The organism is Pseudomonas sp. GW821-FHT09E04, assembly GCF_059416185.1.
In genome coordinates this window covers 166257-191756 of record NZ_JBWKOR010000003.1, presented here as the reverse complement: position 1 = coordinate 191756, position 25500 = coordinate 166257, and the positions used below count along the sequence as shown (strand labels likewise).

The 25500-nt window shown below is 61.3% G+C and carries 22 protein-coding genes; 12 read left to right on the top strand and 10 right to left on the bottom strand.

Going from position 1 to position 25500, the window contains the following annotated elements; all coding sequences use genetic code 11:
* Nucleotides 1-710: 710 nt before the first annotated feature.
* The 6 genes from glcF to AC07N4_RS12085 all read right to left on the bottom strand — a co-directional run bounded on the left by glcF (nucleotide 711) and on the right by AC07N4_RS12085 (nucleotide 8020).
* Nucleotides 711-1943 (bottom strand): glycolate oxidase subunit GlcF, encoded by a 1233-nt coding sequence (glcF, locus tag AC07N4_RS12110; RefSeq protein ID WP_493066155.1) that lies wholly within the window; start codon nucleotides 1941-1943, stop codon nucleotides 711-713.
* Between the two features lie 3 nt (nucleotides 1944-1946).
* Nucleotides 1947-3011, bottom strand: coding sequence for a glycolate oxidase subunit GlcE (glcE, locus tag AC07N4_RS12105; protein WP_493066156.1), 1065 nt, complete (start codon nucleotides 3009-3011; stop codon nucleotides 1947-1949).
* Nucleotides 3011-4510 carry a glycolate oxidase subunit GlcD gene (gene glcD / locus AC07N4_RS12100; protein ID WP_493066157.1) on the bottom strand — a complete coding sequence of 500 codons (1500 nt, stop codon included), beginning with the start codon at nucleotides 4508-4510 and terminating at the stop codon, nucleotides 3011-3013. Before glcD ends, glcE begins: the two co-directional genes overlap by 1 nt.
* A 53-nt stretch (nucleotides 4511-4563) precedes the next feature.
* The gene (gene yghU, locus AC07N4_RS12095) at nucleotides 4564-5403 is read right to left on the bottom strand and encodes a glutathione-dependent disulfide-bond oxidoreductase (RefSeq protein ID WP_493066158.1); all 840 of its coding nucleotides are present in this window, start codon (nucleotides 5401-5403) and stop codon (nucleotides 4564-4566) included.
* Nucleotides 5404-5532: 129 nt separating this feature from the next.
* The gene (gene proP, locus AC07N4_RS12090) at nucleotides 5533-7032 is read right to left on the bottom strand and encodes a glycine betaine/L-proline transporter ProP (RefSeq protein ID WP_192560490.1); all 1500 of its coding nucleotides are present in this window, start codon (nucleotides 7030-7032) and stop codon (nucleotides 5533-5535) included.
* Nucleotides 7033-7174: 142 nt separating this feature from the next.
* Nucleotides 7175-8020 (bottom strand): helix-turn-helix transcriptional regulator, encoded by an 846-nt coding sequence (locus AC07N4_RS12085; RefSeq protein WP_493066159.1) that lies wholly within the window; start codon nucleotides 8018-8020, stop codon nucleotides 7175-7177.
* Nucleotides 8021-8115: 95 nt separating this feature from the next.
* Between AC07N4_RS12085 and AC07N4_RS12080 the strand changes: the two genes are divergently transcribed.
* From AC07N4_RS12080 to AC07N4_RS12070, 3 genes are all read left to right on the top strand, one after another.
* Complete coding sequence (locus tag AC07N4_RS12080; RefSeq protein WP_493066160.1) at nucleotides 8116-9072, top strand: threonine dehydratase; 957 nt, start codon at nucleotides 8116-8118, stop codon at nucleotides 9070-9072.
* Between the two features lie 103 nt (nucleotides 9073-9175).
* Nucleotides 9176-10720 (top strand): methyltransferase regulatory domain-containing protein, encoded by a 1545-nt coding sequence (locus tag AC07N4_RS12075; protein WP_493066161.1) that lies wholly within the window; start codon nucleotides 9176-9178, stop codon nucleotides 10718-10720.
* Nucleotides 10721-10918: 198 nt separating this feature from the next.
* Nucleotides 10919-12454: a sensor domain-containing diguanylate cyclase gene (locus AC07N4_RS12070; RefSeq protein ID WP_493066162.1), complete on the top strand. Its 1536-nt coding sequence runs from the start codon at nucleotides 10919-10921 to the stop codon at nucleotides 12452-12454.
* Nucleotides 12455-12502: 48 nt separating this feature from the next.
* On the opposite strand, the gene AC07N4_RS12065 is transcribed toward AC07N4_RS12070, so the two are convergent.
* Entirely contained in the window at nucleotides 12503-13624 is a 1122-nt protein-coding gene (locus AC07N4_RS12065; protein WP_493066163.1) for an alkene reductase, read from the bottom strand.
* A gap of 107 nt (nucleotides 13625-13731) precedes the next feature.
* Entirely contained in the window at nucleotides 13732-14409 is a 678-nt protein-coding gene (locus AC07N4_RS12060) for a type 1 glutamine amidotransferase domain-containing protein (RefSeq protein WP_493066164.1), read from the bottom strand.
* Nucleotides 14410-14620: 211 nt separating this feature from the next.
* Here AC07N4_RS12060 and curR point away from each other — a divergent pair, with 211 nt between their 5' ends.
* Together curR and AC07N4_RS12050 are read left to right on the top strand one after the other, a co-directional pair.
* Entirely contained in the window at nucleotides 14621-15205 is a 585-nt protein-coding gene (gene curR, locus AC07N4_RS12055) for a TetR family transcriptional repressor CurR (RefSeq protein ID WP_493066165.1), read from the top strand.
* A gap of 55 nt (nucleotides 15206-15260) precedes the next feature.
* Complete coding sequence (locus AC07N4_RS12050) at nucleotides 15261-15725, top strand: hypothetical protein (RefSeq protein ID WP_493066166.1); 465 nt, start codon at nucleotides 15261-15263, stop codon at nucleotides 15723-15725.
* Between the two features lie 20 nt (nucleotides 15726-15745).
* Here the strand turns inward: AC07N4_RS12050 and AC07N4_RS12045 are convergent, their stop codons facing one another.
* Nucleotides 15746-16597 carry a LysR substrate-binding domain-containing protein gene (locus AC07N4_RS12045; RefSeq protein ID WP_096820580.1) on the bottom strand — a complete coding sequence of 284 codons (852 nt, stop codon included), beginning with the start codon at nucleotides 16595-16597 and terminating at the stop codon, nucleotides 15746-15748.
* A gap of 253 nt (nucleotides 16598-16850) precedes the next feature.
* Here AC07N4_RS12045 and AC07N4_RS12040 point away from each other — a divergent pair, with 253 nt between their 5' ends.
* The 7 genes from AC07N4_RS12040 to metC all read left to right on the top strand — a co-directional run bounded on the left by AC07N4_RS12040 (nucleotide 16851) and on the right by metC (nucleotide 24189).
* The gene (locus tag AC07N4_RS12040) at nucleotides 16851-17690 is read left to right on the top strand and encodes a transporter substrate-binding domain-containing protein (protein ID WP_493066167.1); all 840 of its coding nucleotides are present in this window, start codon (nucleotides 16851-16853) and stop codon (nucleotides 17688-17690) included.
* A 138-nt stretch (nucleotides 17691-17828) separates the two neighbouring features.
* Entirely contained in the window at nucleotides 17829-18563 is a 735-nt protein-coding gene (locus AC07N4_RS12035) for an amino acid ABC transporter permease (protein ID WP_273535787.1), read from the top strand.
* A complete protein-coding gene (locus tag AC07N4_RS12030) occupies nucleotides 18553-19341 on the top strand; it encodes an amino acid ABC transporter permease (RefSeq protein WP_493066168.1) in 789 nt (262 codons plus the stop codon). Before AC07N4_RS12035 ends, AC07N4_RS12030 begins: the two co-directional genes overlap by 11 nt.
* Nucleotides 19328-20164, top strand: coding sequence for an amino acid ABC transporter ATP-binding protein (locus AC07N4_RS12025; protein WP_273535785.1), 837 nt, complete (start codon nucleotides 19328-19330; stop codon nucleotides 20162-20164). Before AC07N4_RS12030 ends, AC07N4_RS12025 begins: the two co-directional genes overlap by 14 nt.
* Nucleotides 20165-20179: 15 nt before the next feature.
* Entirely contained in the window at nucleotides 20180-20776 is a 597-nt protein-coding gene (locus AC07N4_RS12020) for a cysteine dioxygenase family protein (protein WP_493066169.1), read from the top strand.
* Nucleotides 20773-21429 (top strand): glutathione S-transferase N-terminal domain-containing protein, encoded by a 657-nt coding sequence (locus AC07N4_RS12015; protein ID WP_273535782.1) that lies wholly within the window; start codon nucleotides 20773-20775, stop codon nucleotides 21427-21429. Before AC07N4_RS12020 ends, AC07N4_RS12015 begins: the two co-directional genes overlap by 4 nt.
* Before the next feature lie 24 nt (nucleotides 21430-21453).
* A complete protein-coding gene (gene metC / locus AC07N4_RS12010) occupies nucleotides 21454-24189 on the top strand; it encodes a cystathionine beta-lyase (protein ID WP_493066170.1) in 2736 nt (911 codons plus the stop codon).
* Here the strand turns inward: metC and AC07N4_RS12005 are convergent.
* Complete coding sequence (locus tag AC07N4_RS12005) at nucleotides 24186-25442, bottom strand: PucR family transcriptional regulator (RefSeq protein ID WP_493066171.1); 1257 nt, start codon at nucleotides 25440-25442, stop codon at nucleotides 24186-24188. The genes metC and AC07N4_RS12005 overlap by 4 nt on opposite strands.
* Nucleotides 25443-25500: the final 58 nt, after the last annotated feature.

Below are 25500 nucleotides of genomic sequence, written 5' to 3'. Positions count from 1 at the left end.
AATTTGTAAGAATCATGGAAGTGACAGTATTTAAAAACAAAAAAAGCCCGTTTCAGCCGAAGCCAAAACGGGCTTTTTCCCGCATCGACAACCGTTACTTCAGGTTGTCAAAGTGGTCTCGCAGGAACTCGTAAAAGCGAAACGCTTGAAACGATCTCCATACGAGGCTCAGCGTACGCAGCAAAAGCTTCATACGTTTTGGCCTCCAGGTCGGGGGCCAAACCTCCAGCGCACTTACCGGACCATGTGTGCCTTCGGACATGCACGTCAATGTTGTCCATGAGGCGGCCGGTTGTGATCCCTCCGAGCCATCATTCCGGCACGGGTGCAAAACCGTGTCGAAGGGCATGAAACCGTTATGGTTCCAGCCAAACCTCACGGATGCACTGGCGAGTGAGCGTCGGCATATTAACTTGTCTTGTGGCGTGATTCTGAGGATCCCGGGCAAAGACTTGATGAGTTTTGTAATTCGTTATTTCTGTCAGTATGTTTTTGTGGGTTAAAGACTTGCCAGGGTTGACCTTGGCTTCACATAACGTCATTCAACACTCACAAAATCACGTTGCAACGAGTACCAAAGATTAATAGTATTCCCGCACGTCAGTGTTGTCCGTGAGACACCAGGCCCCAGCCGCAAACTGAGGCCTACCGAAAAACCGCCCCGCAAAGGCGGTTTTTTTTCGCCCATCGATTGACCGCCGCCAGCAATCCTACGCCTCGCTCACCAAGGGCAACCCGGCGTCCACCAGCTCGATCCAGTGCCTGACCGGCGTGCGTCCCGCGCCGTCGAGGTGGGCCTGGCAGCCGATATTGGCGGTGGCGATGATGTCCGGATGGTCGCTTTCCAGGGCGTTGAGCTTTTGGTCGCGCAGTTGCCGGGCCAGCGCCGGTTGGGTTATCGAATAGGTGCCCGCCGAGCCGCAGCACAGATGGGCGTCCGGCACGGTCGTGAGGTTGAAGCCCAATCGGGTCAGCACCGACTCCACCGCGCCGCCGAGTTTCTGTGCGTGTTGCAAGGTACAGGGGCAGTGGAAAGCCAAGCGCTGATCGGCATGAATACCTAGGGACTCGAGCGGTTCCTCACGCAACACTTCCACCAGATCTTTCGCCAGCGCACTCACGGTTTTCGCCTTTTCGGCATAGGCCGGATCGGTGCACAGCAAGTGTCCGTAATCCTTGATGAACGCGCCGCAACCGCTGGCGGTCTGCACGATGGCTTCGGCGCCTTGTTCGATGGCCGGCCACCACGCATCGATGTTCTGGCGGGCGCGGTCAAGTCCGGTGGCCTGGGCGTCGAGGTGATAGTCCACGGCGCCACAACAGCCGGCCTTTCGCGCCGGTGTAATGCTGATCCCCAATCGATCCAGCACCCGTGCTGCCGCCGCGTTGGTATTGGGCGACAAACCCGGTTGCACGCAGCCTTCGAGCATCAGCACCTGGCGGGCATGTTGCGTTACCGGGCGGGGTGCGATTGCAGAGGTGCTGCGCGGCAGTTTGGCTTGCAGGGTATTGGGCAACAGCACACGGAAGATCTGGCCAGCGCTGACCAGTCCTTTGAACAGTCCGGGATTCGGTGCCACACCACGCAAACCTGCCCGCAACACACGTTGACCAATGGGGCGCGGCACAGCGGCATCAACCACGGCGCGGCCGATGTCGAGCAGGTTGTGATAGTCCACGCCCGAGGGGCAGGTGGTTTCGCAATTGCGGCAGGACAGGCAACGATCCAGGTGCAGCTGGGTCTTGCGGGTAACTTCGTTGCCTTCCAGCACCTGTTTGATCAGGTAGATGCGACCCCGTGGGCCGTCGAGTTCGTCGCCGAGCAACTGATAGGTCGGGCAGGTCGCGTTGCAGAAGCCGCAGTGCACGCAAGTGCGCAGGATGCTTTCGGCTTCTTCGGCGCGAGGCAGTTGTCGGGCTTCTTCGCTGAGAGTGGTTTGCATGGCTCAAAGCTCCGCGTACAGACGACCGGGGTTGAAGATGCCCTGAGGGTCAAGTTGTTGCTTGAGGCGACGGTGATAGTGCAGGAGGGCGGGCGGCAACGGATGGAAAGGCGCGTCGATCAAGCCATGGCTGTAGCAGGTCGCATGCCCGCCAACAGCCGAAACCACCTTGCGAATCAGTGCCGCCTCAGCACCTGATTTGAGCCAACGCTGGGCGCCGCCCCAGTCGAGCATTTGTACACCGGCCAAGGCCAGCGGCGGGGTGTTGTTCGGCACCGACAGGCGCCACAGGGGCTGGTCCTCATCAAAAAAATCCAGGCGCTGTTCATTCAGATCTGACCAATAAGCGCTATCGAGCATTTCACCACCGAGACGATCACGGGCCGCCGCCACCGAGCCTTCGCCACCCTCCAGACGCAAGTGCAGATGCTGCCCATCGTGGCAGGCGGCGCTGATCGGCAGCGGCTGTTGCCCCCACTCGGCCATACGCTGCAAGGCCCGCTCGCTGTCCATTTCCAGGCTGATGCTCAGGCACTCACGCGGTTTGGGCAGGACCTTGAGCGAGACTTCGGTAATCACCCCCAGCGAGCCGTAACTGCCGGCCATCAGCCGCGACAGGTCATAACCGGCGACGTTTTTCATGACTTCACCGCCAAAGCGCAGATGCTTGCCGTGGCCGGTGATGATCCGCGTGCCGAGTACGAAATCCCGCACCGACCCCGACCACGGGCGCCGTGGGCCTGACAGTCCGCTGGCGATCATCCCGCCCACCGTCGCGTCGTCGGCGAAGGCCGGTGGCTCGCACGGCAACATCTGTTGTGAAGCATCCAGCACCGCCAGCAGTTCGCTCAGCGGTGTGCCGCAACGCGCGGTGATCACCAGTTCGGTCGGGTCGTAGCTGACAATCCCGCGATGGGTGCGGGTGTCGAGGATTTCTCCGGCGACGATACGCCCCAGAAACGCCTTGCTGTTGGCGCCCTGAATCCGCAGTGGCGTGGCGTCCTGCAATGCCTGATTGACCTGATTGAGCAGCGCGATGCTGTCGTCGACATCCTTTTCTCGGACCATCAGAAACGCTCCAGCTCGGGGAAGGGCAATTGCCCGGCATGAACATGCATGGCGCCGAACTCGGCGCAGCGGTGCAGGGTCGGAATGTTCTTGCCCGGATTGAGCAGACCGCCGGGGTCGAACGCGGCTTTGACGGCGTGGAACAGGGTCAACTCGTCGTTGTTGAACTGCGCGCACATCTGGTTGATTTTCTCCCGGCCCACGCCGTGCTCGCCGGTGATGCTGCCGCCGACCTTCACGCACAACTCAAGGATTTTGCCTCCCAGGGTTTCGGCGCGTTCGAGCTCGCCGGGTTGATTGGCGTCGAACAGAATCAACGGGTGCATGTTGCCGTCGCCGGCATGGAACACGTTGGCCACCCGCAGGCCGTATTCGACGGACAACTGCGCAATGGCTTGCAGTACGCCGGGCAGTTCGCGGCGCGGGATGGTGCCGTCCATGCAGTAATAGTCTGGCGACAAGCGCCCCACGGCCGGGAAGGCATTCTTGCGTCCGGCCCAGAAACGCACGCGCTCGGCCTCGTCCCTGGCCTGACGCACTTCGGTCGCGCCGGCGTTCTCCAGCACCTGGCGGACGCGGATGCAGTCATCGTGGACGTCGGCTTCGACGCCATCGAGTTCACAGAGCAAAATGGCTTCGGCGTCCACCGGGTAGCCGGCGTGGATGAAGTCCTCGGCGGCGCGGATGGCCAGGTTGTCCATCATTTCCAGGCCTCCGGGAATGATCCCGGCGGCGATGATGTCGGCCACGGCGCGGCCGGCGTTTTCCACGGAGTCGAATGCGGCCAGCAAGACTTTGGCCGTCTGAGGTTTGGGCAGCAGTTTGACCGTGACCTCGGTGATAACGCCCAGCAGGCCTTCGGAACCGGTGAACAGTGCCAGCAAGTCGAAACCGGGGGAATCGAGCGCATCGGAGCCGAGCGTGAGGTGTTCGCCCTCGACGGTCAGGATCTTGACCTTGAGCAGGTTGTGCACGGTCAGGCCGTACTTGAGGCAATGCACCCCGCCAGCATTTTCCGCCACATTGCCGCCTATGGAGCAGGCGATCTGCGAGGACGGATCCGGCGCGTAATACAGGCCGAACGGAGCGGCGGCCTGGGAAATCGCCAGATTGCGAACGCCGGGCTGAACGCGTGCCGTGCGGGCGTCGGGGTCGATGTGCAGGATGTTGTTGAAGCGCGCCATCACCAGCAGCACGCCTTTCTCCAGAGGCAACGCCCCGCCGGATAACCCGGTGCCTGCACCCCGGGCCACCACCGGCACGTTTCTCTCATGACAGATTCGCAAAACACCCTGCACCTCATCGAGATGCCGGGGCAGGACCACCAGCAACGGCGCGGTGCGGTAGGCGGACAAACCGTCACATTCGTACGGTGCGAGATCCTCGCGCTGATGCAGGACTTCCAGCGTCGGCCACTGGCTGTGCAGTGCCTGCAACAGCGCCGCTTTGTCGACGTCCGGCAGGGCGCCGTCGACCTGCTCGTCGTAGAGAATGTTCATGAACGATGGGTGCCCCTTGGTTTTTGTTATCGGGTGCGGGTTGCGTGGGTTGCTCAGCCCAGATCAGCAGCCTCATGTCGTTCCGGCACCTGGCTCGCCTCATCGCCCCAGGTACGGTTGACGCGTTGCCCACGGATGACCGCAGGCCGGTTGGCGATCTCCTCGGCCCAGCGCTGGACATGAGTGTATTCATGAGCCGACAGGAACTCGGCCGCCCCGTACACATTGTTGCGCACCAGTTGCCCGTACCACGGCCAGACCGCGATGTCGGCGATGGTGTAGTTGTCACCGGCAAGATAAGGGTTTTCAGCCAGGCGCCGGTCGAGCACATCCAGCTGACGCTTGGTTTCCATGGTGAAGCGGTTGATCGGGTATTCGAGCTTGTCCGGCGCGTAGGCGTAAAAATGCCCGAAACCACCACCCAGGTAGGGCGCCGAGCCCATTTGCCAGAACAGCCAGTTCAGGGTTTCAGTGCGACCGGCGATGTCGCTGGGCAGGAAGGCGCCGAATTTTTCGGCGAGGTAAAGCAGGATCGAGCCGGACTCGAAAACCCGGATCGCCGGCTCCACACCACGATCCAGCAGCGCCGGGATCTTGGAGTTCGGGTTGATCTCGACAAAGCCGCTGGAAAATTGATCGCCTTCGCCGATGCGGATCAACCAGGCGTCGTATTCGGCCCCGGTGTGCCCCAGCGCCAGCAACTCTTCGAGCAGGATGGTGACCTTGACGCCGTTGGGCGTGGCCAGCGAATACAGCTGCAACGGGTGCTTGCCGACGGGCAATGCCTTGTCGTGGGTCGGCCCGGCAATCGGGCGATTGATGTTGGCGAACTGGCCGCCGGACGGCGCGCTGTGTGTCCAGACCCTGGGTGGTACGTAAGGCGTTTTGCTCATGAAGCGAACCTCATCGTCAGCTGCTGAATGGGCGTGAGCCGGCAGAAAAAACGACCGGCTCCTGACGAACAGAACACCACAGAAGGGCGTTTGAATTCCACCCTGTTGCCCGATCAACGCCTTATATCGTTATTCGATTCGCGGATGCTGCTGCGCCAGATGCTCGCGTTTGGCTTGCAGTTCGGCGATCTCGGCGTCGATGTCTTCGATCTTCTGTTCGATGTTGTCGTGGTGCTCCTGCAACAGCTCCCGCGCTTCCTCTATGTCGGAAGCCGCCGGTGCCGCGCCTCGCAGAGGTTTGTTCGCGGTTTCTTTCATCGTCAGCCCGGTCATCAGTCCGATCACGGCAGTCACCATCAGATAGTAGGCGGGCATGTACAGGTTCTGGGTACCTTCCACCAGCCAGGCCACGACGGTCGGGGTCAGGCCGGCGATCAGTACCGAGACGTTGAACGCCCCGGCCAGCGCGCTGTAACGGATGTGGGTAGGGAACATCGCCGGCAGCGTCGAGGCCATGACGCCAATGAAGAAATTGAGCAGCACGGCCAATATCAGCAAGCCCGAAAAGATCAGGCCGATCTTGCCGCTGTTGATCAGCATGAACGCTGGAATCGCGAGGATGAACAGACCGACACTGCCGCAGATGATGAAGGGGCGACGGCCGATCTTGTCGCTGATGAAGCCGATCGCAGGCTGAACGAACAGCATGCCGACCATGATCGCGATGATGATCAGCACCCCGCGGTTTTCACTGTAGTGCAGGTTGTGCGACAGGTAACTCGGCATGTAGGTGAGCAGCATGTAGTAGGTGACATTGGTCGCCGCCACCACGCCGATGCAAGTCATCAGGCTGCGCCAGTGCTTGGTCGCGACCTCCTTGAACGACACTTTCGGGCCGCTGGCCAGACCTTCGCGGTCGCCTTGTTCAAGCTTCTCGACGTGTTGCTGGAACGCCGGGGTTTCTTCGAGCGCGTGGCGCAGGTAGAGCCCGATCATGCCCAGCGGCAAGGCGAGGAAGAACGGCAGTCGCCAGCCCCATTCCTGGAATTTTTCTTCGCCGATGATCGTGGAAATCAACACCACCACACCCGCGCCGAGAACAAAACCGGCGATGGAGCCGAAGTCCAGCCAGCTGCCGAGGAACCCGCGTTTGCGATCCGGTGCATATTCGGCAACGAAGATCGAGGCGCCGGTGTATTCGCCGCCGACCGAAAACCCTTGAGCCATTTTCGCCAGCAGCAGAAGGATCGGCGCCCAGATGCCGATCGAGGCATAGGACGGGATCAACCCGATGGCAAAGGTGCTGAGCGACATGATCACGATGGTCGCCGCCAGGACTTTCTGTCGTCCGTACTTGTCACCCAGTGCGCCGAAGAACAGACCGCCCAGCGGCCGGATCAGGAACGGCACCGAGAAGGTCGCCAGTGCAGCGATCATCTGCACACCGGGATCTGCACCGGGGAAAAACACCTTGCCGAGCACGTAGGCAACGAAGCCATAGACGCCGAAGTCGAACCACTCCATCGCATTGCCCAGCGCGGCGGCCGTAATGGCTTTGCGCATCTTGGCGTCGTCGACAATGGTGATGTCTTTCAGTCGGATCGGGCTGACGCTTTCCTTTGATTCCATGGGATTCACTCTGCATCTGATCTGTCTTTATGCAAACCGGCAAGCCCGGAGAGGCTTGGGCCAGAGCGGTTTGCCGTGACCGATGCCATCTCCTTGATGGCACGGCTTCTTTCAGATCAGATACAAGTGGACACGAAAAAATTCACCACTGATTTCGTTTTTTGCCGATGAAAGAATTGTGACGCGATCCTGTGCGCAATTGCGCCGGACTCACGCCAAGTCGCTGCTTGAACGCACTGGTCATGTGTGCCTGGGAATTGAAACCGCAGGCGAGGGCGATTTCCGACAGGCTGGCCGTGGAGTCGCGCATTAATGCGCGAGCCCGGGCCAGGCGTCGGTCGATCAGGTAGCTGTGGGGGCTTTTGCCGGTGGCCTGCTTGAAGGCACGAATGAAATAGCCTTCGGACAGTTCCAGCAGTTGCGCCATGGTGTGAAGGCCGAGCGGGCCGTCGAGGCCGGCGTCGATGAACTCGTCGAGCAGGCGCATTCGGCGGCCGGTCATCGAGCCTTGGGGCGACGGCGTGTCTTTGCCTTCGGCGCGCTCGGCCAAGGCGAGCGCCCAGGTTTCCCAGTCATCGTCCACTGAGGCATTCAACAACGCACGGCGCATTCGCGAGGCGAGGTCAATGGCCTGCGGATCGATGCGATTGTTGAACGCCTGCTCACCTGCCAGCGCGATGCCGTCGGTGCGGACCACCCGCAGGTATTCGCCGCCCATGGGTGACTCGGACATCACATCACAGCCGACGGGTACGAACGCCAGACCATTGGGCATGGCATCGAAGGGGCGCACCCGGTCGCTGCCGATGGCATGTACGCCGCGCTGGCTGTCGAAGGCAAAACCGATTGCCGACTGCGCCGCCACATAGCGCGTCGCGTAGGCGGCGCCGGGCAGCAATTCGATCGCCCACGGGCCGGCCTCGATACGACGCACCGGTTCGGGGACGACGGCTGGCTGCTGGCGGTTTCGATGGCTCATGAGCGCCATAGTAGTGAAGTGCGGACGCAAAAGTCAGGTCAGTTTTTTGAAAGCCGACGTGATGTGCCTGTGCCTAGACTGGGGCCACGCACAAGGAGATTCCCATGCATTCACTCACTCGCGAAGACATCGAACACGCTGCCCGTCAGGTTTACCAGGTGATGCCGGCCACCGCTCAGTATCGCTGGCCGTTGCTGGCCGAACGGCTGGGCTGCACGGTGTGGGTCAAACATGAAAACCACACACCGACCGGCGCGTTCAAGGTGCGCGGCGGCATCACCTTCATGCACTGGCTGCGGCGTGAACATCCCAACGTCAAAGGCATTGTCTCGGCGACGCGCGGCAATCACGGGCAGAGCCTGGCACTGGCGGCCAGTGCCGTCGGATTGAAAGCGTTGATCGTCGTGCCGCAGGGCAACTCGCTGGAAAAGAACAACGCCATGCGCGGCTTTGGCGGCGAAGTGGTCGAGTACGGGCGTGATTTCGATGAGGCCCGTGAGGAAGCAGCACGTCTGGCGCTGGAACACGGGCTCTATCTGGTACCGCCATTCCACACCGAACTGGTCAAGGGCGTGGCGACTTATGCGCTGGAGTTGTTCAGCGCGGCGCCGGATCTGCACACCGTCTACGTGCCGATCGGTTGCGGCTCAGGTATCTGCGGCGTGATCGCCGCGCGTGATGCGCTGGGTCTGGATACCCAGGTGGTGGGCGTGGTGTCCACGGAAGCGGCCGCCGCCAAGTTGTCCTTCGAGGCGAAAACGATCTGCGAGACCGCCTCCGCCAATACCTTTGCCGACGGCCTGGCCGTACGCAAACCGATTGCTGAAGCGTTCGATATCTACGGCGCCGGCGCAACAAGGATCGTCGCAGTCAGCGAGGACGAAATCGCCGAGGCGATGCGCGTGTATTACACCGACACCCACAACCTCGCCGAAGGTGCTGGCGCCGCCGCGTTGGCGGCACTCATTCAGGAACGGGAAAGGATGCAGGGCAAAAAGGTCGGGGTGATCCTGTCGGGCGGGAACATCGACCGGTCGGTGTATGCGCGGGTGATTGGTTGACCAATGACGGCTGGTTGCGTGGCACGGTTTTTCCGCTTGTGATTGGTCCTGACTACCCCTTATAAGATCGGCTTTCACTTTCGATATGAAAAGGGTGTCACGCATGAGCAATGCCTGGAACGAAGGTTATTTCACGGACGAGGGCTACACCTACGGGTATAGCCGGGAGATCAATCCGGTTTTCCAGCGTTATTGTTTGTTGCTGCGTGGTTTTGCCACGCTGGAGAGTACCGACGGTTATCACTGCGAATTGGGTTTTGGCCAGGGTGTCTCGATCAATATCCATGCGGCAGGCAATCCGGGAGGCTACGTCGGCACGGATTTCCATCCCGGGCAGGCAGCCCATGCCATTGCGCTGGCAACCGACTGGGGCAGTGATGCCCGGCTGTATGACGACAGCTTCGAGCAACTGCTGGCTCGCCATGACCTGCCACAGTTCGACAGCATCAGCCTGCACGGCATCTGGACCTGGGTCAGTCGTGACAATCACAAGTTGATCGTCGAGTTTGTCCGTCGTCATCTCAAGCCGGGCGGTCATGTGTACATCAGCTACAACTGCTTCCCGGGCTGGTCGCCGCTGGCGCCACTGCGTCAGTTGTTCAGCCTGCATGACCGCTTTGCCACGCAAACTTCTGCTCGCCCGGATCAGCGGATCGACGCCGCGCTGCAATTCTCCGAAGCCCTGCTGGCTGCCAACCCCAACTATGCCAACTCGGCGCCGAATCTGGACGCCAAGCTCCAGAGCATCAAAGGCCAGAATCGCCAGTACGTCGCCCATGAGTATTTCAACCGTGACTGGAATTGCATGTACTTCACCGACGTGGTCGATGCCCTGGCACCTGCCAAACTCGACTACGCCACAACCGCCGTGCCGCTGGACTCGGTGGACCCGCTCAACCTGAGCGCCGAAGGCATGGACTTTCTGGAAGGCATCGAGCATCCGATCATGCGCGAGCAAGCGCGTGATTACTTCGTCAACCAGAACTTCCGCCGGGACCTTTACATCCGCGGCGCGAACAAGCTGTCCACCAGCGAGCACCGCGAACGCATGCTCAGTACCCGCTTTGTCCTGTTGCAACTGGCCGACAGCGTAGCGGGCAGCGTCACGGGGCCCGCAGGCTCAGCCACGTTGCAGGCGGAAATTTACGGCCCGGTGCTGGATGCGCTGGCGGACGACGCGTATGTACCGAAAACCTTGCGCCACTTGCTGGAAGCCTCGCCTTCATTGAGTTATGGCGATCTGGTGCAGGCGATCAACGTGTTGATCGGTATGGGCGCCGTGGCACCATGCCAGAGTGAAACGGCCGAGAAACTGGTGCAGACAACCTGCAACACCCTCAATCTGCAACTGTGCAGACGCTCGCTGTTCGATCACAAGATCCAGGTCCTGGCCAGCCCGGTGACCGGTGGTGGCGTGACGGTCAGTCGCTTCCAGCAACTGTTCCTGATATCGATCAAACAAGGCAAAAAGCACCCGGCCGAGTGGGCGCTTCTGGCGTGGGGCATCATCGGCGGCCAGGGTGAAGGCCTGCTCAAGGACGGCAAGGCCCTCACGACTGCCGAAGAAAACATTGCCGAACTGACCGAGCAGGCCGAGGCATTTGCCGAGCAATCGCTGGTCATTCTCAAGTCCCTGAAAATCGTCTAGCGGCAAAAAAGTCCTTTGGGGTCCGGTTTTTTCATCGAACCGGCCGATCAGCGAACAGTTCATCGAGGGCCTGACACGCCGTTGCTGCGCCTTCGATGGACTGCTTGTATCCTGCGCGGCCCGGGACATACGGTCGCTGTTGTTGCCCCGGTCCGACAACGGCCGTGACGGAAAACGGACTTTCCAAAAGGTACTGATGTGAAGCGTGATACCCACCTCGTGATGCTGTTGCTGTTGATGATCGGCTGCTCCCTGGCGTCGCTGACCATCTGGAAGGTGCTGGGCTCTCGGGAGCGGGCGCTGGACGAGGTGAACGTCCACGGGTTGAACCTGACCCAGGCGCTGGCAACCTATTCCGAAGGCATCGTCCGACAGAGCTCGCTGCTCTTGCTCGGGCTCGTCGAGCGTCTGGAAACCGAGGGCAGCGGCCCCGCGCAGATCGAACGGTTGAATGCGCTGGTCAACCGTCAGCAGCCGCTGATGCCGCAGCTCAGTGGCATCACCGTTTACGATAATCGCGGCCACTGGCTGATGTCCTCCAACCGACCGATTCCGGCCGGGGTCAACAGCAGTGACCGGGACTATTTCATCCATCACCGTGACGATCCTTCCCGCGAGCCCTTCATCGGCCCGCCCATCCGTAGCCGCTCGAATCAGGAGTGGGTGATTACTGTCAGCCGCCGCTTCAATGACGCGCGCGGAGAGTTCGCCGGCGTGGTGGCGGTCACCCTGGGGGTCGAGAACTTCCTGCGACTGTTCGGCAAGCTCGACGTGGGGCAGGAAGGCGCCATCGGTCTGTCCTACACCGACGGTACGCTGCTGGTGCGATATCCCTTCCGCGAACAGGACATGGGGCGCAATTTCTCCAAGTCGCCCATTTATGCGAAGTACCTGGTGGACCAATCGGTGGGCACCGCTTCCTTCACGTCCAGCCTCGACGGGGTGGAGCGGCTCTACGCGTTTCGCAAGAGTGAAAAGCTGCCGCTGATCACCACGGTCGCGCTCGGCAAGCGCGAAGCATTGGCGGCGTGGCGACTGGAGGCGCTGCTGTCGATCGTGGTGGTCGCATCGTTGCTGGGGCTCACTGGCGTGATCGGCTGGTTTCTCATTCTCGATATACGTCGGCGGACTCAGGTGGAAGGGGAGTTGCGGCTCACTCAACAACAGTTGCTCGGTTCAAACCGGCAGCTGGAATTGCTGGCGATGAAGGATGCGCTGACCGGCCTCGCCAATCGCCGCTGTTTCGATGAAACACTGGCCATGGAAGCACGCCGGGCTCAGCGGGACGGGGTTTCGCTGGCCTTGCTGATGATCGATATCGACTACTTCAAGCTGTTCAACGATTCCCAGGGGCATGTTGCCGGGGACGCCTGCCTGCAACGGGTGGGGAAAGTACTTGAGACCTGTGTGCGGCGACCGTCGGATCTGGTGGCGCGCTACGGCGGGGAAGAGGTGGCGATCATCATGCCCGACACCGATGGCGAGGGGGCGGCGGTCGTGGCGCAACTGATTCTGGAGCGACTGACGCAAGCGCACATTGCTCATCCGGCGAGCCCGTTCGGTCGGGTGACGGTCAGTATCGGCGTCACCGCGGCGGCCGGTCCCGAACTGGCAGTGGTACAAGCGCTGATCGAGACGGCAGATCAGGCGCTGTACCAGGCGAAGACTACAGGGCGGAACCGGATGGCAAGGAAAGCTCCCGGCGACAGTTCCCGTTCACCACTGCCAGTGTGAGCGGTGCTGAACGGGCGGGCGTTGCGCCTTACCGATAATCGGCAGTCATCACGCGTACTCGGGGTAGTCCACATACCCTTCGGCATTGCCACCGTAGACCGTGGCCGGATTCAGTGAATTCAGCGGCCAGTCATTGGCGATGCGCGCAGGCAGGTCCGGGTTGGCCATGAACGGACGGCCGAAGGCCACGAAATCCGCCAGCCCGGAATCCAGCAACTGCGTACCGGATTCTGCGGTGTAACGGCCGGCGTAAATGATCGCGCCGCTGAAGGTGTCGCGCACTGCCTGGCGGAACGTGAGTGGCATCGCCGGGGCATCGTCCCAGTCGGCTTCGGCGATGGACAGATAGGCAATGCCCACGTCCTGCAGCACCTTGATCGCTTCGATGTAAGTGGTGTGCGGATCTTCCTCAACCATGCCCAGGTAGGTGCGCGCCTCGTCGGTGGTGGTGAACAGCGGGGCGAAGCGCACACCGACTTTTTCACGACCGATGCACTCGGCAACACCGGACACCACTTCACGCAAAAAGCGCAGGCGGTTGTGCAGCGAGCCACCGTACTGGTCGGTGCGCAGATTACTGTGGGCCGAGATGAACTGGTTCACCAGATAGCCGTTGGCGCAGTGCAGTTCGATGCCGTCGAAACCTGCTTCCATCGCATTGCGTGCGGCCTGGATGTACAGCTGAACCAGTTCCTGCACTTCATCGGTGGTCAGTGCGCGAGGGGCGGACGGTGGCACCAGGGCGCCGGCGCCGGGCGCGGTTTCGATGAACACGCTGACCCGGTCGGTGGCCACCGCAGAGGCCGAAACCGGTGCGGCACCGTCGGGTTGCAGAGCTGTATGGGACACGCGCCCCACATGCCAGAGCTGGGCGAAGATCACGCCCTCTCTGGCGTGCACTGCTTCAGTGACTTTGCGCCACCCGGCAATCTGCTCGGGTGTGTGAATGCCCGGTGTCCAGGCGTAACCCTGGCCCCGGGGTTCGATCTGGGTGCCCTCGGTCACCAGCAGACCGGCGCCCGCGCGCTGCTGGTAATACTCGGCCATCAACTCATTGGCAACGTTGCCCGGCTGTGTGCTGCGCTGGCGGGTGAGGGGCGGCAGGACAATGCGGTTTTTCAGGGTGTGACGACCCAAAGTGGCGGGTTTGAAGAAACTGCTGTGATTCATGGATGTGCCTTGATCGGGATTTATTAGACCAGTCGACTAGTTGTCGGGCCAAAAAAAGACGCCGTGCAACACGCGCACGGCGTCCGGATGGATGACGGCTGAAAGCGTCAGCCGAGCAGCTTCAACAGTTTCTCGGCGACAGCGGCGGAGCTGGCAGGGTTCTGGCCAGTGACCAGTTTCCCATCGGCCACCACGTGCACTTGCCAGTCAGCCACTTTGGAATACCGCGCGCCGAGATGCTGGAACTCGTCTTCGACCAGGAACGGCACCACATCCGTCAGACCGACCGCCGCTTCTTCGGAATTGGTGAAACCGGTGACGTCACGATCCTTGACCAAGGGTTTGCCGTCGGCGCCGAGCACATGCCGCAGAACCCCCGGGGCATGGCAAACGAAACCATGAGGCTTGTTGCTGCGGGCGAAGGCTTCGATCAGGGCAATCGAGTGCTTGTCTTCGGCCAGATCCCAGAGCGGGCCGTGGCCACCTGGATAAAACACTGCATCGAAATCTGAGGCGCTGACTTCGGCCAGGCGCCCGGTGTTCGCCAGCGCCTGTTGCGCCGCCGAATCCTTGCGGAAGCGGTCGGTTTCGGCGGTCTGGGCGTCAGGTTCGTCGCTTTTGGGATCAAGCGGTGGCTGGCCGCCGGCAGGGGAAACCAGCGTGATATCGGCGCCGGCGTCCTTGAAGGCGTAGTAGGGCGCGGCGAACTCTTCGAGCCAGAAGCCGGTTTTCTTGCCGGTATTGCCGAGTTGATCGTGGGAAGTCAGAACCATCAAGATTTTCATAGAGCACCTTGGGTGGGTCGGGTGTCGTGGCTGTGCGAGGAATTCGCACGCAATCAACACCGGGGAGAAGGTTGGTCGGGGCGCAGCATAGTTTCCAATTAGACCAGTCGTCTAGTAATTTTTTATCCGCATGTTTTTCATGGACCGGTGTGGCAAACTCCCGTTCCTTCGAGTTAAACGACTGGTCTATTGCCTGGTAATCTGCGCCCCGATGAAACCGACCTACGACGACACCCGCCAACACCTGCTCGACACCGGCCACCGGATGATGGCCGAAAAGGGCTTCACCAGTGTCGGCCTGAACGAGATCCTGCAAACCGCTGGCGTCCCCAAAGGGTCGTTCTATCACTACTTCAAATCCAAAGAGCTGTATGGCCAGGCGCTGCTCGAGGACTACTTCGTCTGTTACCTGGCCGACATGGAGCGACGCCTGACGCTGCCCGACCTGAATGCCCGCGAGCGACTGATGGATTACTGGCAGGGCTGGCAGGACCGCTGCACGCTGGAAGGGCACGGTGACGAGTGTCTGGTAGTGAAGCTCAGTGCCGAGGTGGCCGATCTGTCCGAAGCCATGCGCCTGACCTTGCGCGATGGCGCCGAGCGAGTGGTGGCTCGCATCACCACTTGCATCGAGCAGGGCCAGGCCGATCAATGCCTGCCCGACGACGATGCCCGGCAACTCGCGGAGACTCTCTATCAGCTGTGGCTGGGGGCGAGCCTGTTGAACAAACTGCAACGGACCGGGCAGTCGCTGGACACGGCGATGGCGACCACGAAGCGGCTCTTGGGCGTTTGAGTGGCATGCGATTACAAGTGATGAATGAACAACGGTTCAGTCTCTGGAGTTGACGATGGCGTTCTCCACCACGCTGTGGGAATGGTATGGGCAAGATGAACACAAACGCGTTCTCTCGGTTTGCGAAGCCATTGAGGGCCTGACAGTCCTGGCATCGAGCGCTGATGTGCAGCGAAATACGATCCCGGATTGTCCGGCCTGTGAGGTGTGGTCAGCGTCAATGTTGCCGGTCAATGAGGTGCTCACAGTGTGTGGCAGTGCGATGCCTCATGACGTTCGGGCTCAACTTCAGCAGGTTTGGGCGTTATGTGACTCGCTGCCGGAAACAGCTTTTCTCTGCCATGACCAGGAAATTTTTTACCGTATCGAATGGCAAGCCATCCGGCATGCCGCCGCGCAGGCGCTGGAATTGATCGAAGTGGTGAAACTGACGCCCTACCTGGATGGGTTGATGTCGTATTGCAGCGATGCTGTGCGCGGACTGAAGGGGCGCGACCGGGGAACGCCTTTCGAATATTGAGTTGACCACGCCTTCCGCGCTCAAAGGCCGCGACTGTTCCTGATCAGCTCATATGCTCGCCTGACCAGCGGGTTTACGGTGTTCGGCCGGATCCACAAGTGATAAGTCACATCCGGCAGCCTTGGCAAGCCATCGGTTTCCCCCAGAACCCGCATGTCCGGGCCAAGCATTTCCATGCTGCGCGGGGTGACCCCCAATCCTGCGCGAGTGGCAGCCTTGATACCAATCAGGTTCGACGCCAGATACGCCTGGCGCCAGGCAATGTTGGCACGCTCCAACGCCTCAAGTGCGTAGCGCCTGTAGATGCTCGGCTCATCCACCAAAATCAGCGGCAGCGGTTCGCCGGGGTTGTGGATGTATTGCGCCGAACAGATCCACCACACCGGCGAAGTACGCAGGGCGAAGCCTTCGAGGGTCGGGTCTTCGCGGGTGGAAATCACCATGTCGACCTTGCCCCGGTGCAGATCGTCCATCAGAAACGGGCTGCGCCCGACATCGATTTCCAGGCGCAGGCGTGGTGCCGAGCGGGCGATGTGGCTGAGGATCGGCGGCAGAATGGTATCGGCGATGTCGTGGGGTGAACCGATGCGCAACACACCACTCAAGCTGCTTTCGCGCAGAGAACTCAATGCGTCGTCGTTGAGCGACAGCATCTGTCGCGCGTGCCGCAACAACTGCAAGCCGGGTTCGGTGAGGTGTTTTTGGCGGCCACGTTTCTCGAACAGACTGACCCCGACCTGTTGCTCCAGCCGCTGTATATGCTGGGTGACGGACGCTTGCGTGCGCGCCAGGTGCACGCCGGCTTCGGCAAAACTGTGGTGATCGACCACGGCTATGAAAGTGCGCAGCAGTTCGAGATCCAGCGTCGACATGGTTCTGTTCCAAGCGTTTTTTTACATCAGCAGTGTAAACATAATCATAAAGAATCGTTATGTGTTGCTGCTGGTTTTGTTGGAGGGTAAGTCAAAATACCCAGTAAAACAGCTGGTTTGCGAGTTCTTCGCTCGTTTGATGTTCTGCAAGTTATAACGATATTAGATCTTTGCATTTCCGTTGGTACACCGCGAAACCTACGATGCCCCCTGTCAGGTCGGAAGACGCCGATCATTCAAAAAGGGGAAGTCCATGTTGCCCAAGCACACGTTTGTAAAACGCCTATTGCCTGTGATGTTGGGTGCCGTGGTTTCCATGGTGGGGGGCGCAGCCCAGGCTGACGCGACACTGGACAAGATCGAGCAACGCCACGTGCTGGCGGTCGGCGTGCTGCTCTCAGGTGGCCCCTTCGGCAGTATCGATCCCGCCACTCAGCAGCCGCGCGGCCTCAATGTGGAACTGGCGCAAGAACTGGGCAAGCAGCTCGGCGCAGAGGTGCAGCTGGTGCCGGTGCTGCCGGCCAACCGCGTGCAATTTCTGCAACAGGGCAAGGTTGACGTGCTGATCGCCAACATGGAATGGACCGCCGAGCGCGGCGAGATTCTCGGCTTCGTGCCGACGCCGTTCTACCGTGTGGGCGGCACGGCCGCCGTGCTCAAGGACAGCAAGATCACTCGCTGGGAAGACCTAAAAGGCCAACCGGTGTGCACGTCCCAGGGCAGCAGTTACGTCAAACCGCTGACTGAATTGGGCGCCGAACTGAAAGCGTTCAAAAGCTCTTCCGAATCCTTGCTGGCGCTGCGTGGCAATAACTGCGTGGCGGCGGTGCATGACGCCACGCTGATCAACCCGCTGATCGCCGACAATGCCGAATGGCAGGGCTATCGTGCCCTTGCCCCGGAACTCAATCCGGCGCCGTCGGTGATCTGGACCCGTCGCGGTGAAAGCGACACCCAGGCCCGGCTTGATCCGATCATCAAGCAACTGCACCGCAGTGGCTGGCTGATCGAGGCCCAGACCCGCAACCACATCACGCCCGCGTCTCCTGCGCTGGTCGAACTGCAAAAACAGTTTCAAGCCAACGGCGCCTGACTTTCCTTTTTATCGATTTCCCGCAACCGTCGTCCTGGACGACGGTTGCCTGAGGCCGGCGTGCATGAATCATTATTTTCTCTCTAAAGACCTGATCAACGCGTCAGTGCAGCAGGTCGTTCGCACGCGGAGCGAACCATGACTCACTGGCTTGAGCTTTTCGTCCACTGGACCGCCGGGCTGGGCCTCAACTACAGCTTTGTGCTCGATGCCTATCAGCGCGGATCTCTCGGGCAAGGTGCGCTGACCACCGTGCTGCTGTGCGTATTCACCATCATTGGCAGCTTGCTGGCGGGCGTCGGACTGGCGGCGATGCTCACGTCAGGCAAACCCTGGCTGGCGACACCGGCCCGAATCTTTGTCGAAGTCACCCGCAACACGCCGACACTGGTACAGCTGTATTGCGCCTTCCTGGTGCTGAACATGCTGCTGACCCAGGCCGTCGGTGCGGCGAATCCGCTGACGCCATTTGCCTGGGTGGTGATCGTGATTTCCCTGCACAAGGGGGCGTTTCATGCCGAAGCGCTGCGTGCCGGCATCGAAGCGGTGCCGACCGTGACGCTGGAAGCGGCCAGCTCACTGGCCTTCAGCAGTCGGCAGTTGCTGTGGAATGTGCAGTTGCCGCTGGCCCTGCGTTTTGCCCTGCCATCGCTGATCAACAACCTGATCGATCTGGTGAAGATGACCGCCGTGGCCTCGGCCATCGCTGTGGGCGACATCACCTACGCAGCGATCATGATCTGGACCCAGAGCGACAATGTGCTGGAGTTGATGATCCTGATCCTGAGCTTTTTCGGCCTGCTGAGTTTTATCGTCAATTGCGTGGGGCGCTACCTGGAAGCGCGCCTGAGGATGCCCGGTTATGGCCATTGACTCGTCCGTCAGCGTGATGACGACCTTGCCGCGCAAGCACCTCGGCAAGCTGTTGGCGCTGATTTTCCTGGGTTTGGCGTTGCTGTATTTCGGTGCGCAAAGCCCGGTGCTCAAGGCCTTGGTGCAGTGGTCGCCGGCGCTGGCTGCGGGGTTCGCCCGGAATATTCTGATCAGCCTGGTCGCCATCGCGCTGGGGTCGCTGCTGGGGTTGTTGGTGGGCGCGCTGGCCCTGTCGCCGTTGCGCTTGACGCGTCTGCCGGCGCAGATTTGGGTGCAGGTGTTCCGTAATGCGCCGTGGCTGGTGCTGATCTATTTCACCACTTATGTGTTCCCGTTCGAGATTCACGTCGCCGGCGTTTACCTGCCGTTTCCGGACTGGGTCAAGGTCACCATCGGTCTCGCGCTGCCGGCCAGCGCCAACATCGCGGAAATCTTCCGCGGGGCCGTGGCATCGATCCCGGCCACCCAATGGGAGGCGGCGCGCTCACTGGCGTTCACCCGTGGACAGATTTTCCGCTCGATCATCCTGCCACAGTGCTTCAAACGCATGCTGCCGCCGTGGATGAACCTGTACGCGGTGATCACCATGGGCACGGCGCTGGCTTCGCTGGTGGGCGTGCATGACGTGATCGACACCGCGCAGATCGCCAGCAACACCGTGAACATGACCGGGTTTACCGTGGTGATTTACCTGAGCCTGCTGGTGTTGTTCTTCGCCTATTGCTACCCGATTTCCCGACTCACCCGACGCCTGGAGCGACGTTATGCCTTCTATTGAAACCGTCGGCGAGCCGCTGGTCAGCCTGCGGGATTTGCACCTGTCGTTCAGCGGCAACCCGGTGCTCAAGGGCATCGACCTGGACGTGCATCGCGGTCAGGCGGTGTCGATCATCGGCCCGTCCGGCTCCGGCAAGTCGACCATCCTGCGCTGCATCACCGGCCTGTTGCAGCCCCAGCGTGGCAGCATCCGTGTCGGCTCGACCGAGGTGCACACGCTGACGCAGGAAACCCAGCGCATCGAGTTGCGCAAGCGCGTGGGGTTTGTGTTTCAGCAGTACAACCTGTTCCCGCATCTGTCGGTGCTGGAGAACCTGGTCGTGGCGCCGCGCAAGGTGCTGGGCCGCAACCGGGTCGACGCCGAAAAGGACGCACGCGCCTTGCTGGCCAAAGTGCGTCTGGAGCACAAGGCCGATGCCTATCCCGGGCAGTTGTCCGGCGGCCAGCAACAGCGCGTGGCGATTGCCCGGGCATTGGCGATGCGCCCGGAGCTGATTCTGTTCGATGAAGTGACTTCGGCCCTCGACCCGGAAACGGTCGGCGAAGTGTTGACGGTGATTCGCGAACTGACCGAGGAGGGCATGACCTGCGTATTGGTGACTCATGAAATGCGTTTCGCCGAAGAAATCAGCGACGTCGTCTATTTCACCGAGAACGGCGTCATCGTCGAGCACGGCAGTGCCGAGCAGATCTTCCAGAACCCCGTTAGTGAACGCACCCAGACCTTTTTGCGGCATGCCTTGGGCGATCCGGGTCGTCGCCCGGCGCTCGCCAACGATCCCTACCTGCTGAGCAATCTGAGCCGTTACAGCCTGTCCGTCTGAACCGAGGAGATATCCATGAGTACCGTGAACCGCGCCGACGTCATCGAGGACTTCCTGAAGAAAGTCCGCGTCATCCATCAACGGGGCGTCGACCGCAATGCGTTGAAGGAGATCGTGACGTTGCTCGAAGCGCTTGCCGAGCGCCGCGATCTGTTCAATTTCGACGAATTTCCCGCACCGGTGCCGGGGCAGGGCAGCACCGCATTCCGCTACCGTCTCAACGACGATGGCGACACACCGACGCTGTACCTCAACTCGCTGCTGCCGGGCAAAAGCACCATCCCCCACAACCATGAAACCTGGGCGATCATCAGTGCCATCGAGGGCCAGGAAATCAATTACGTCTACGCCCGCAGTGACGAGGGCCGCGAGCCGGGTTTCACCACCTTGCATCTGGAACGGGAAGTCATCGTGCAGCCCGGTACCTCGATCTCGTTCCTGGGTGAGGACCTGCACGGCATCCGTGTCGACGGCGACCAGCCGACCCTGCATTTCCACCTGTACGGTTTGCCGCTGGAGTCCCTCAACGGTCGCTACGGCGTCGAGGCGGACGGGCGCATTCTCAATTACAACGCCTCGCAAATGGCCCCGTCGATCAAGGCCTACGCATGATCGACCTGTATTACTGGCCGACTGGCAATGGCCTGAAAATCGCCATTCTTCTGGAAGAACTCGGGCTGGAGTACCGCGTACTGCCGGTCAATATCCGCGAGGGTGAGCAGAAGTGGCCGGCGTTCCAGCGCATCAGCGCCAATGGGCGGATTCCGGCGATTGTCGATCACGCGCCTCACGGTCTGGGCGAGCCACTGAGCCTGTTCGAGTCCGGCGCGATCCTCAACTACCTGGCTGACAAGGCCGGGCAATTCCTGCCGCCGCCGGGCACCGCCGCACGCCAAAAAGTCCAGGAGTGGCTGTTCTGGCAAGTGGGACATGTGACGCCGTACCTGAGCCAGTTGCAGCTGTTCAAGGAAAAGGCGCCACAACCTCAGCCGTTTGCCCTCGACCTGCTCAGCGGCGAAGCGACGCGACTGTATGGCGTGCTGGAGACGCGGTTGTCTGAAGTGCCGTATGTGGCGGGGGAGTATTCCGTCGCCGACATGGCGATCTTTCCGTGGATTCAGCCGCTGCGTCAGGGCCAGGACCTGGCGCATTTTCCGCAGATCAGTGCCTGGCGCGAGCGACTCAAACAGCGTCCGGCCATCCAGCGCGCCTATGCCAAGGGCCGGGACATCGCGGTCAACGAGCGCTCTCTGGCGCTTCAATAAATCATCTTTAAAAGCGGAACCTCCATGAGCCAGACCGTATCCCCGCAGCAGTTGCAGCAATGGCTGTTCGACGGGCAGGAAATTGCCCTGTTTGATGTGCGCGAGCACGGCCAGTATGGCGAAGCGCATCTGTTTTTCGGGGTGAACCTGCCCTTCAGTCGACTGGAACTCGAGGCGGCACGCCTGGCGCCGAATCCGCATGTGCGGCTGGTGATCTACGACCAGGATGGCGGCAGTCTGGTGGCCCGTTGTATGCAGGTGCTGCAGGGGTTGGGCTATGACAACGTGCACTGGCTCGCCGGGGGCGCCGACGGCTGGGAAGCAGCAGGTTATCAGCTGTTCGCCGGCGTACACGTGCCGTCCAAGGCGTTCGGTGAATTGGTCGAGGAGGCCAGTCACACGCCGCATGTCACGGCGCAGCAACTGGCCGAATGGCAGGCCCGGGGCGCGCCGCTGGTGATGCTCGACGGTCGGCCGTTCGAGGAATACCGCAAGATGACCATCCCCGGTGCCATCTGCTGCCCGAACGGGGAACTGGGCTATCGCATCCATGACCTGATTCCGGACGACAGCACGCCGATCGTGGTCAACTGCGCCGGGCGAACCCGCAGCATTATCGGCGCCCAGACGCTGATCAATCTGGGGCTGAAGAACCCGGTCTACGCGTTGGAAAACGGTACTCAGGGCTGGTATCTGGAGGACTTTCGACTGGAGCACGGCAGTGCCCGGCGCTATGCCGATGAAGTGTCCGCCAAGGGGCTGGAAGCCCGGCGTCTGGCGGCCGCCCGGCTGGCGGACAAGGCCGGAGTGAAAACCGTAGCGGCTGACGAAGTCCGGCGTTGGGCCGATGACGCAGGGCGCAGTCTGTTCCTGTGTGATGTGCGCACGGCCGAGGAATTTGCCGAGGACAGTCTGCCGGGGGCGCAGCACACGCCGGGTGGGCAGCTCGTTCAATCCACCGATTTGTACATTGGTGTGCGCCGGGCGCGGGTGGTGCTATTCGACAGCGACGGCGTGCGCGCGCCGATCGTTGCCAGTTGGCTGCGGCAGTTGGGACATGAGGCTTATGTGCTGGCAGGTGGGACGGGCAGTGGCCTGGCGTTGTCCGGCACGGGCGTCGATACGCCCGCAGCATTGCCTCTGATCACGGCCCGGGCTCTGGCCGACGCACTCAAGGACGAGGCGATCGTGCTGGTGGATCTGCGCCCGAGCATGGACTATCGCAAGGGGCATGTGGCGGGTTCGCGCTGGTCGATCCGCCCGGTGCTCGCCGGTGCCGTGGCCGGGGAGACACGGCCATTGGTGTTATTGGCGGATGATCCGGCGCTGGCGGCCATCGCCGCTCTGGAATTGCCTGCGATTCAACGCGCTGGCGTGCGCTTGCTGGACGGCGGACTGTCGGCGTGGCAAGCGGCGGGCGGCGCGGTGCAGGAGGAGGGCAGCAGTCCGGCAGATCAGGATTGCATCGACTTCCTGTTTTTCACCCATGACCGTCATTCCGGGAACAAGGACGCGGCACGGCAATACCTGGCCTGGGAAATCGGCCTGCTGGCGCAGATGAGTCGCGAGGAAATCGCCAGCCTCAAGCCGCTGAAAACACCGGGCGATGCACGCGTACGCACCCGGCTGATTCATTCGGCCCGCACCGAAAACGGCAGCGGCGCACGCTCGGTCAATGTCCCGGTCACCCGCCTGAGCACCGTGTTGTTCGACAACCTGGCGCAGATGCGTGACGCCCGTCAGCGTCGCGACACTGAACGTGTCTTGAGCTACGGCGCCCGGGGCAATCCCACGGCGTTTGCCCTTGAGGACCTGGTCACGGAACTGGAAGGCGGCTATCGCACGCGCCTGTTCAGCACCGGGCTGGCGGCGGTAGCGCAGACGTTCCTGGCCTATCTGCGCCCCGGCGATCATCTACTGATTACCGAAGCGGTCTATGCGCCCGTGCGGCGACTGGCCGCTGAGCTTCTGGAACCGTTCGGCATTCAGGTCGATTACTTCCAGGCCGACGGCAGCACTCTGCCGGGTTTGCTCAAGGCCAACACCCGAATGGTCTACACCGAAGTGCCGGGATCGCTGCTCTACGAACTCTGCGACTTGCCGGCGATAGCGAGCCTTTGCCAACCCCGCAACATCCTGCTGGCCGTGGACAACACCTGGGGCTCGGGTTACCTGTACCGGCCGCTGGCGCTGGGCGCGGACATTTCCATCATGGCGCTGACCAAATACCTGAGCGGCCACAGCGACGTGGTCATGGGCAGCGTCTGCACCCGCGAGGACGTCTGGCAACCCTTGGCGTCCATGAGCGATGCAATGGGTGTCACGGTCAGCCCCGACGACGCGTATCTGGTGCTGCGCGGTGCACGCACCCTGGCATCACGCCTGGAGGTTCATGAACGCCAGGCGCTGGAGATCGCTCACTGGTTGCAGGCGCACCCGGCGGTGAAACGGGTTTTCCATCCGGCGCTGGCCGAACATCCCGGGCATGCGCTGTGGCAACGGGATTTCACCGGGAGCAACGGGCTGTTGTCGTTCGAGCTGCATCACGCCGGGGCTGATCAATTGGAGCGATTCATCGATTCGCTGCAACTGTTCGGGCTGGGCGCGTCGTGGGGCGGGTACGAGAGCCTGATCACGGTGACCGATGCGCTGGACAGTCGTGGCGCAGGTTCAGTGTTGCGGCTGCACATCGGGCTGGAGGATGTCGAGGCGTTGATCGAGGATCTGCAGCGCGGGTTTGCCGCTTGTCGTGAACGCTAGTCCTCGCGCACCTTGCTGATCGAGAACCGGCGCAACTTCAGCGCCGTGTCCAGTCGGCTGACCCAGTTGATGTCATTGAGATCCGCGCCCAGCAGGTTCTCGATGCGTCCCGTCCGGTAATTGAGGGTGTTCGGGTGGATGCCGAGGGTCTTGGCGGTCTGGGCGCGGTGACGGCCACTTGAGAAGAACGCCTCCAGCGTCAGCAGGAGGTCGGGTTCATGGCTGAGTTGCTCGATGAGCGAAATCAGGTATCTGAGGGTGTTGTCGTTGCTGCGCACGCTGTCTTCGATCAGCACGCTGGAATAGCGTCTGACGAGTTGTTCGGCCCCGTTGAAAGGGAAGAGGTCGATCGCCTTGATCGCTTCTTCTGCCGTGCTGATCCAGCCGGCGATACCTTGATTCAACAGACCGATACCCACGCCCCGCAGTTGGGGCAGGAGCGCGGGCAGTGACGCAGCGCTTTCGGCCATTCGCTGGTCGCATTGGGTCAGGGTTTCGCCTTTGATGCCCGGCAGCCAGATCACCAGTTTGTCCCGGTACCAGACGCGGATCAGCTCCTTGACGGGAATCTTCAGGTGCCGGGAAACCTGCAGGGTCAGGCGGTCGAATTCGTCTTCGCGCTGCAACGGCTGGACAGGGCGCAAGGGCAGTTCCAGTGCGAGCGCCACGCGGGGCGTGCTGGCGTCCAGGCCGAGTGCCGACAGGGTGTCCTCAAATCCCTCGGTATCCTGCGGCGAATGCAGCAGGAAGTGATAAAGGCGTTGGTGCAGGTGTTCCCTCCAGCGGACTTTCTGAATCTGTTCTTCCAGATACGCCTGGACCACTTCTTCGGCGATATCGTCGAAGAAGTCGAACATGTAGCCGGAAATCTGCAACAACAACTCTTTGCTTAATGCATCGTCGTCTCTGGCGAGTTCCAGGTAGCCGCTCCAGATTTCACGCACCCCCAGACTGAAGCCGCGCATCAGCGATTGCAGGGGCACGCCCTGATGGACCCGCCTGCAACCGATCTCCTTCAGCGTAAGACGCGTGTCCTGCGACAGACCCTCGCCGGTCAGCAGCGTTTCGCACCACAGGCGCGCGGTGTAGCTCAGGGAGTTTTCCAGATCCTTGCGGGCTTCTGGCGTGAGGTCCTTGTAGCCCGCCATCCGGTTGAGTTGGCTGTTGATCTTCGCGGTGAGCAGGGAAGGGGTGTTCGCAAACTCGCGGGTGATCGTTGCAAGTCGAGCGCTGAGGGTGGGGATTGGCGTCACTGTGTTCACCTTTTTGCGCCTGGAAGTGTCGGTTTCACTCGCCGGCGAGTGTCTGTGC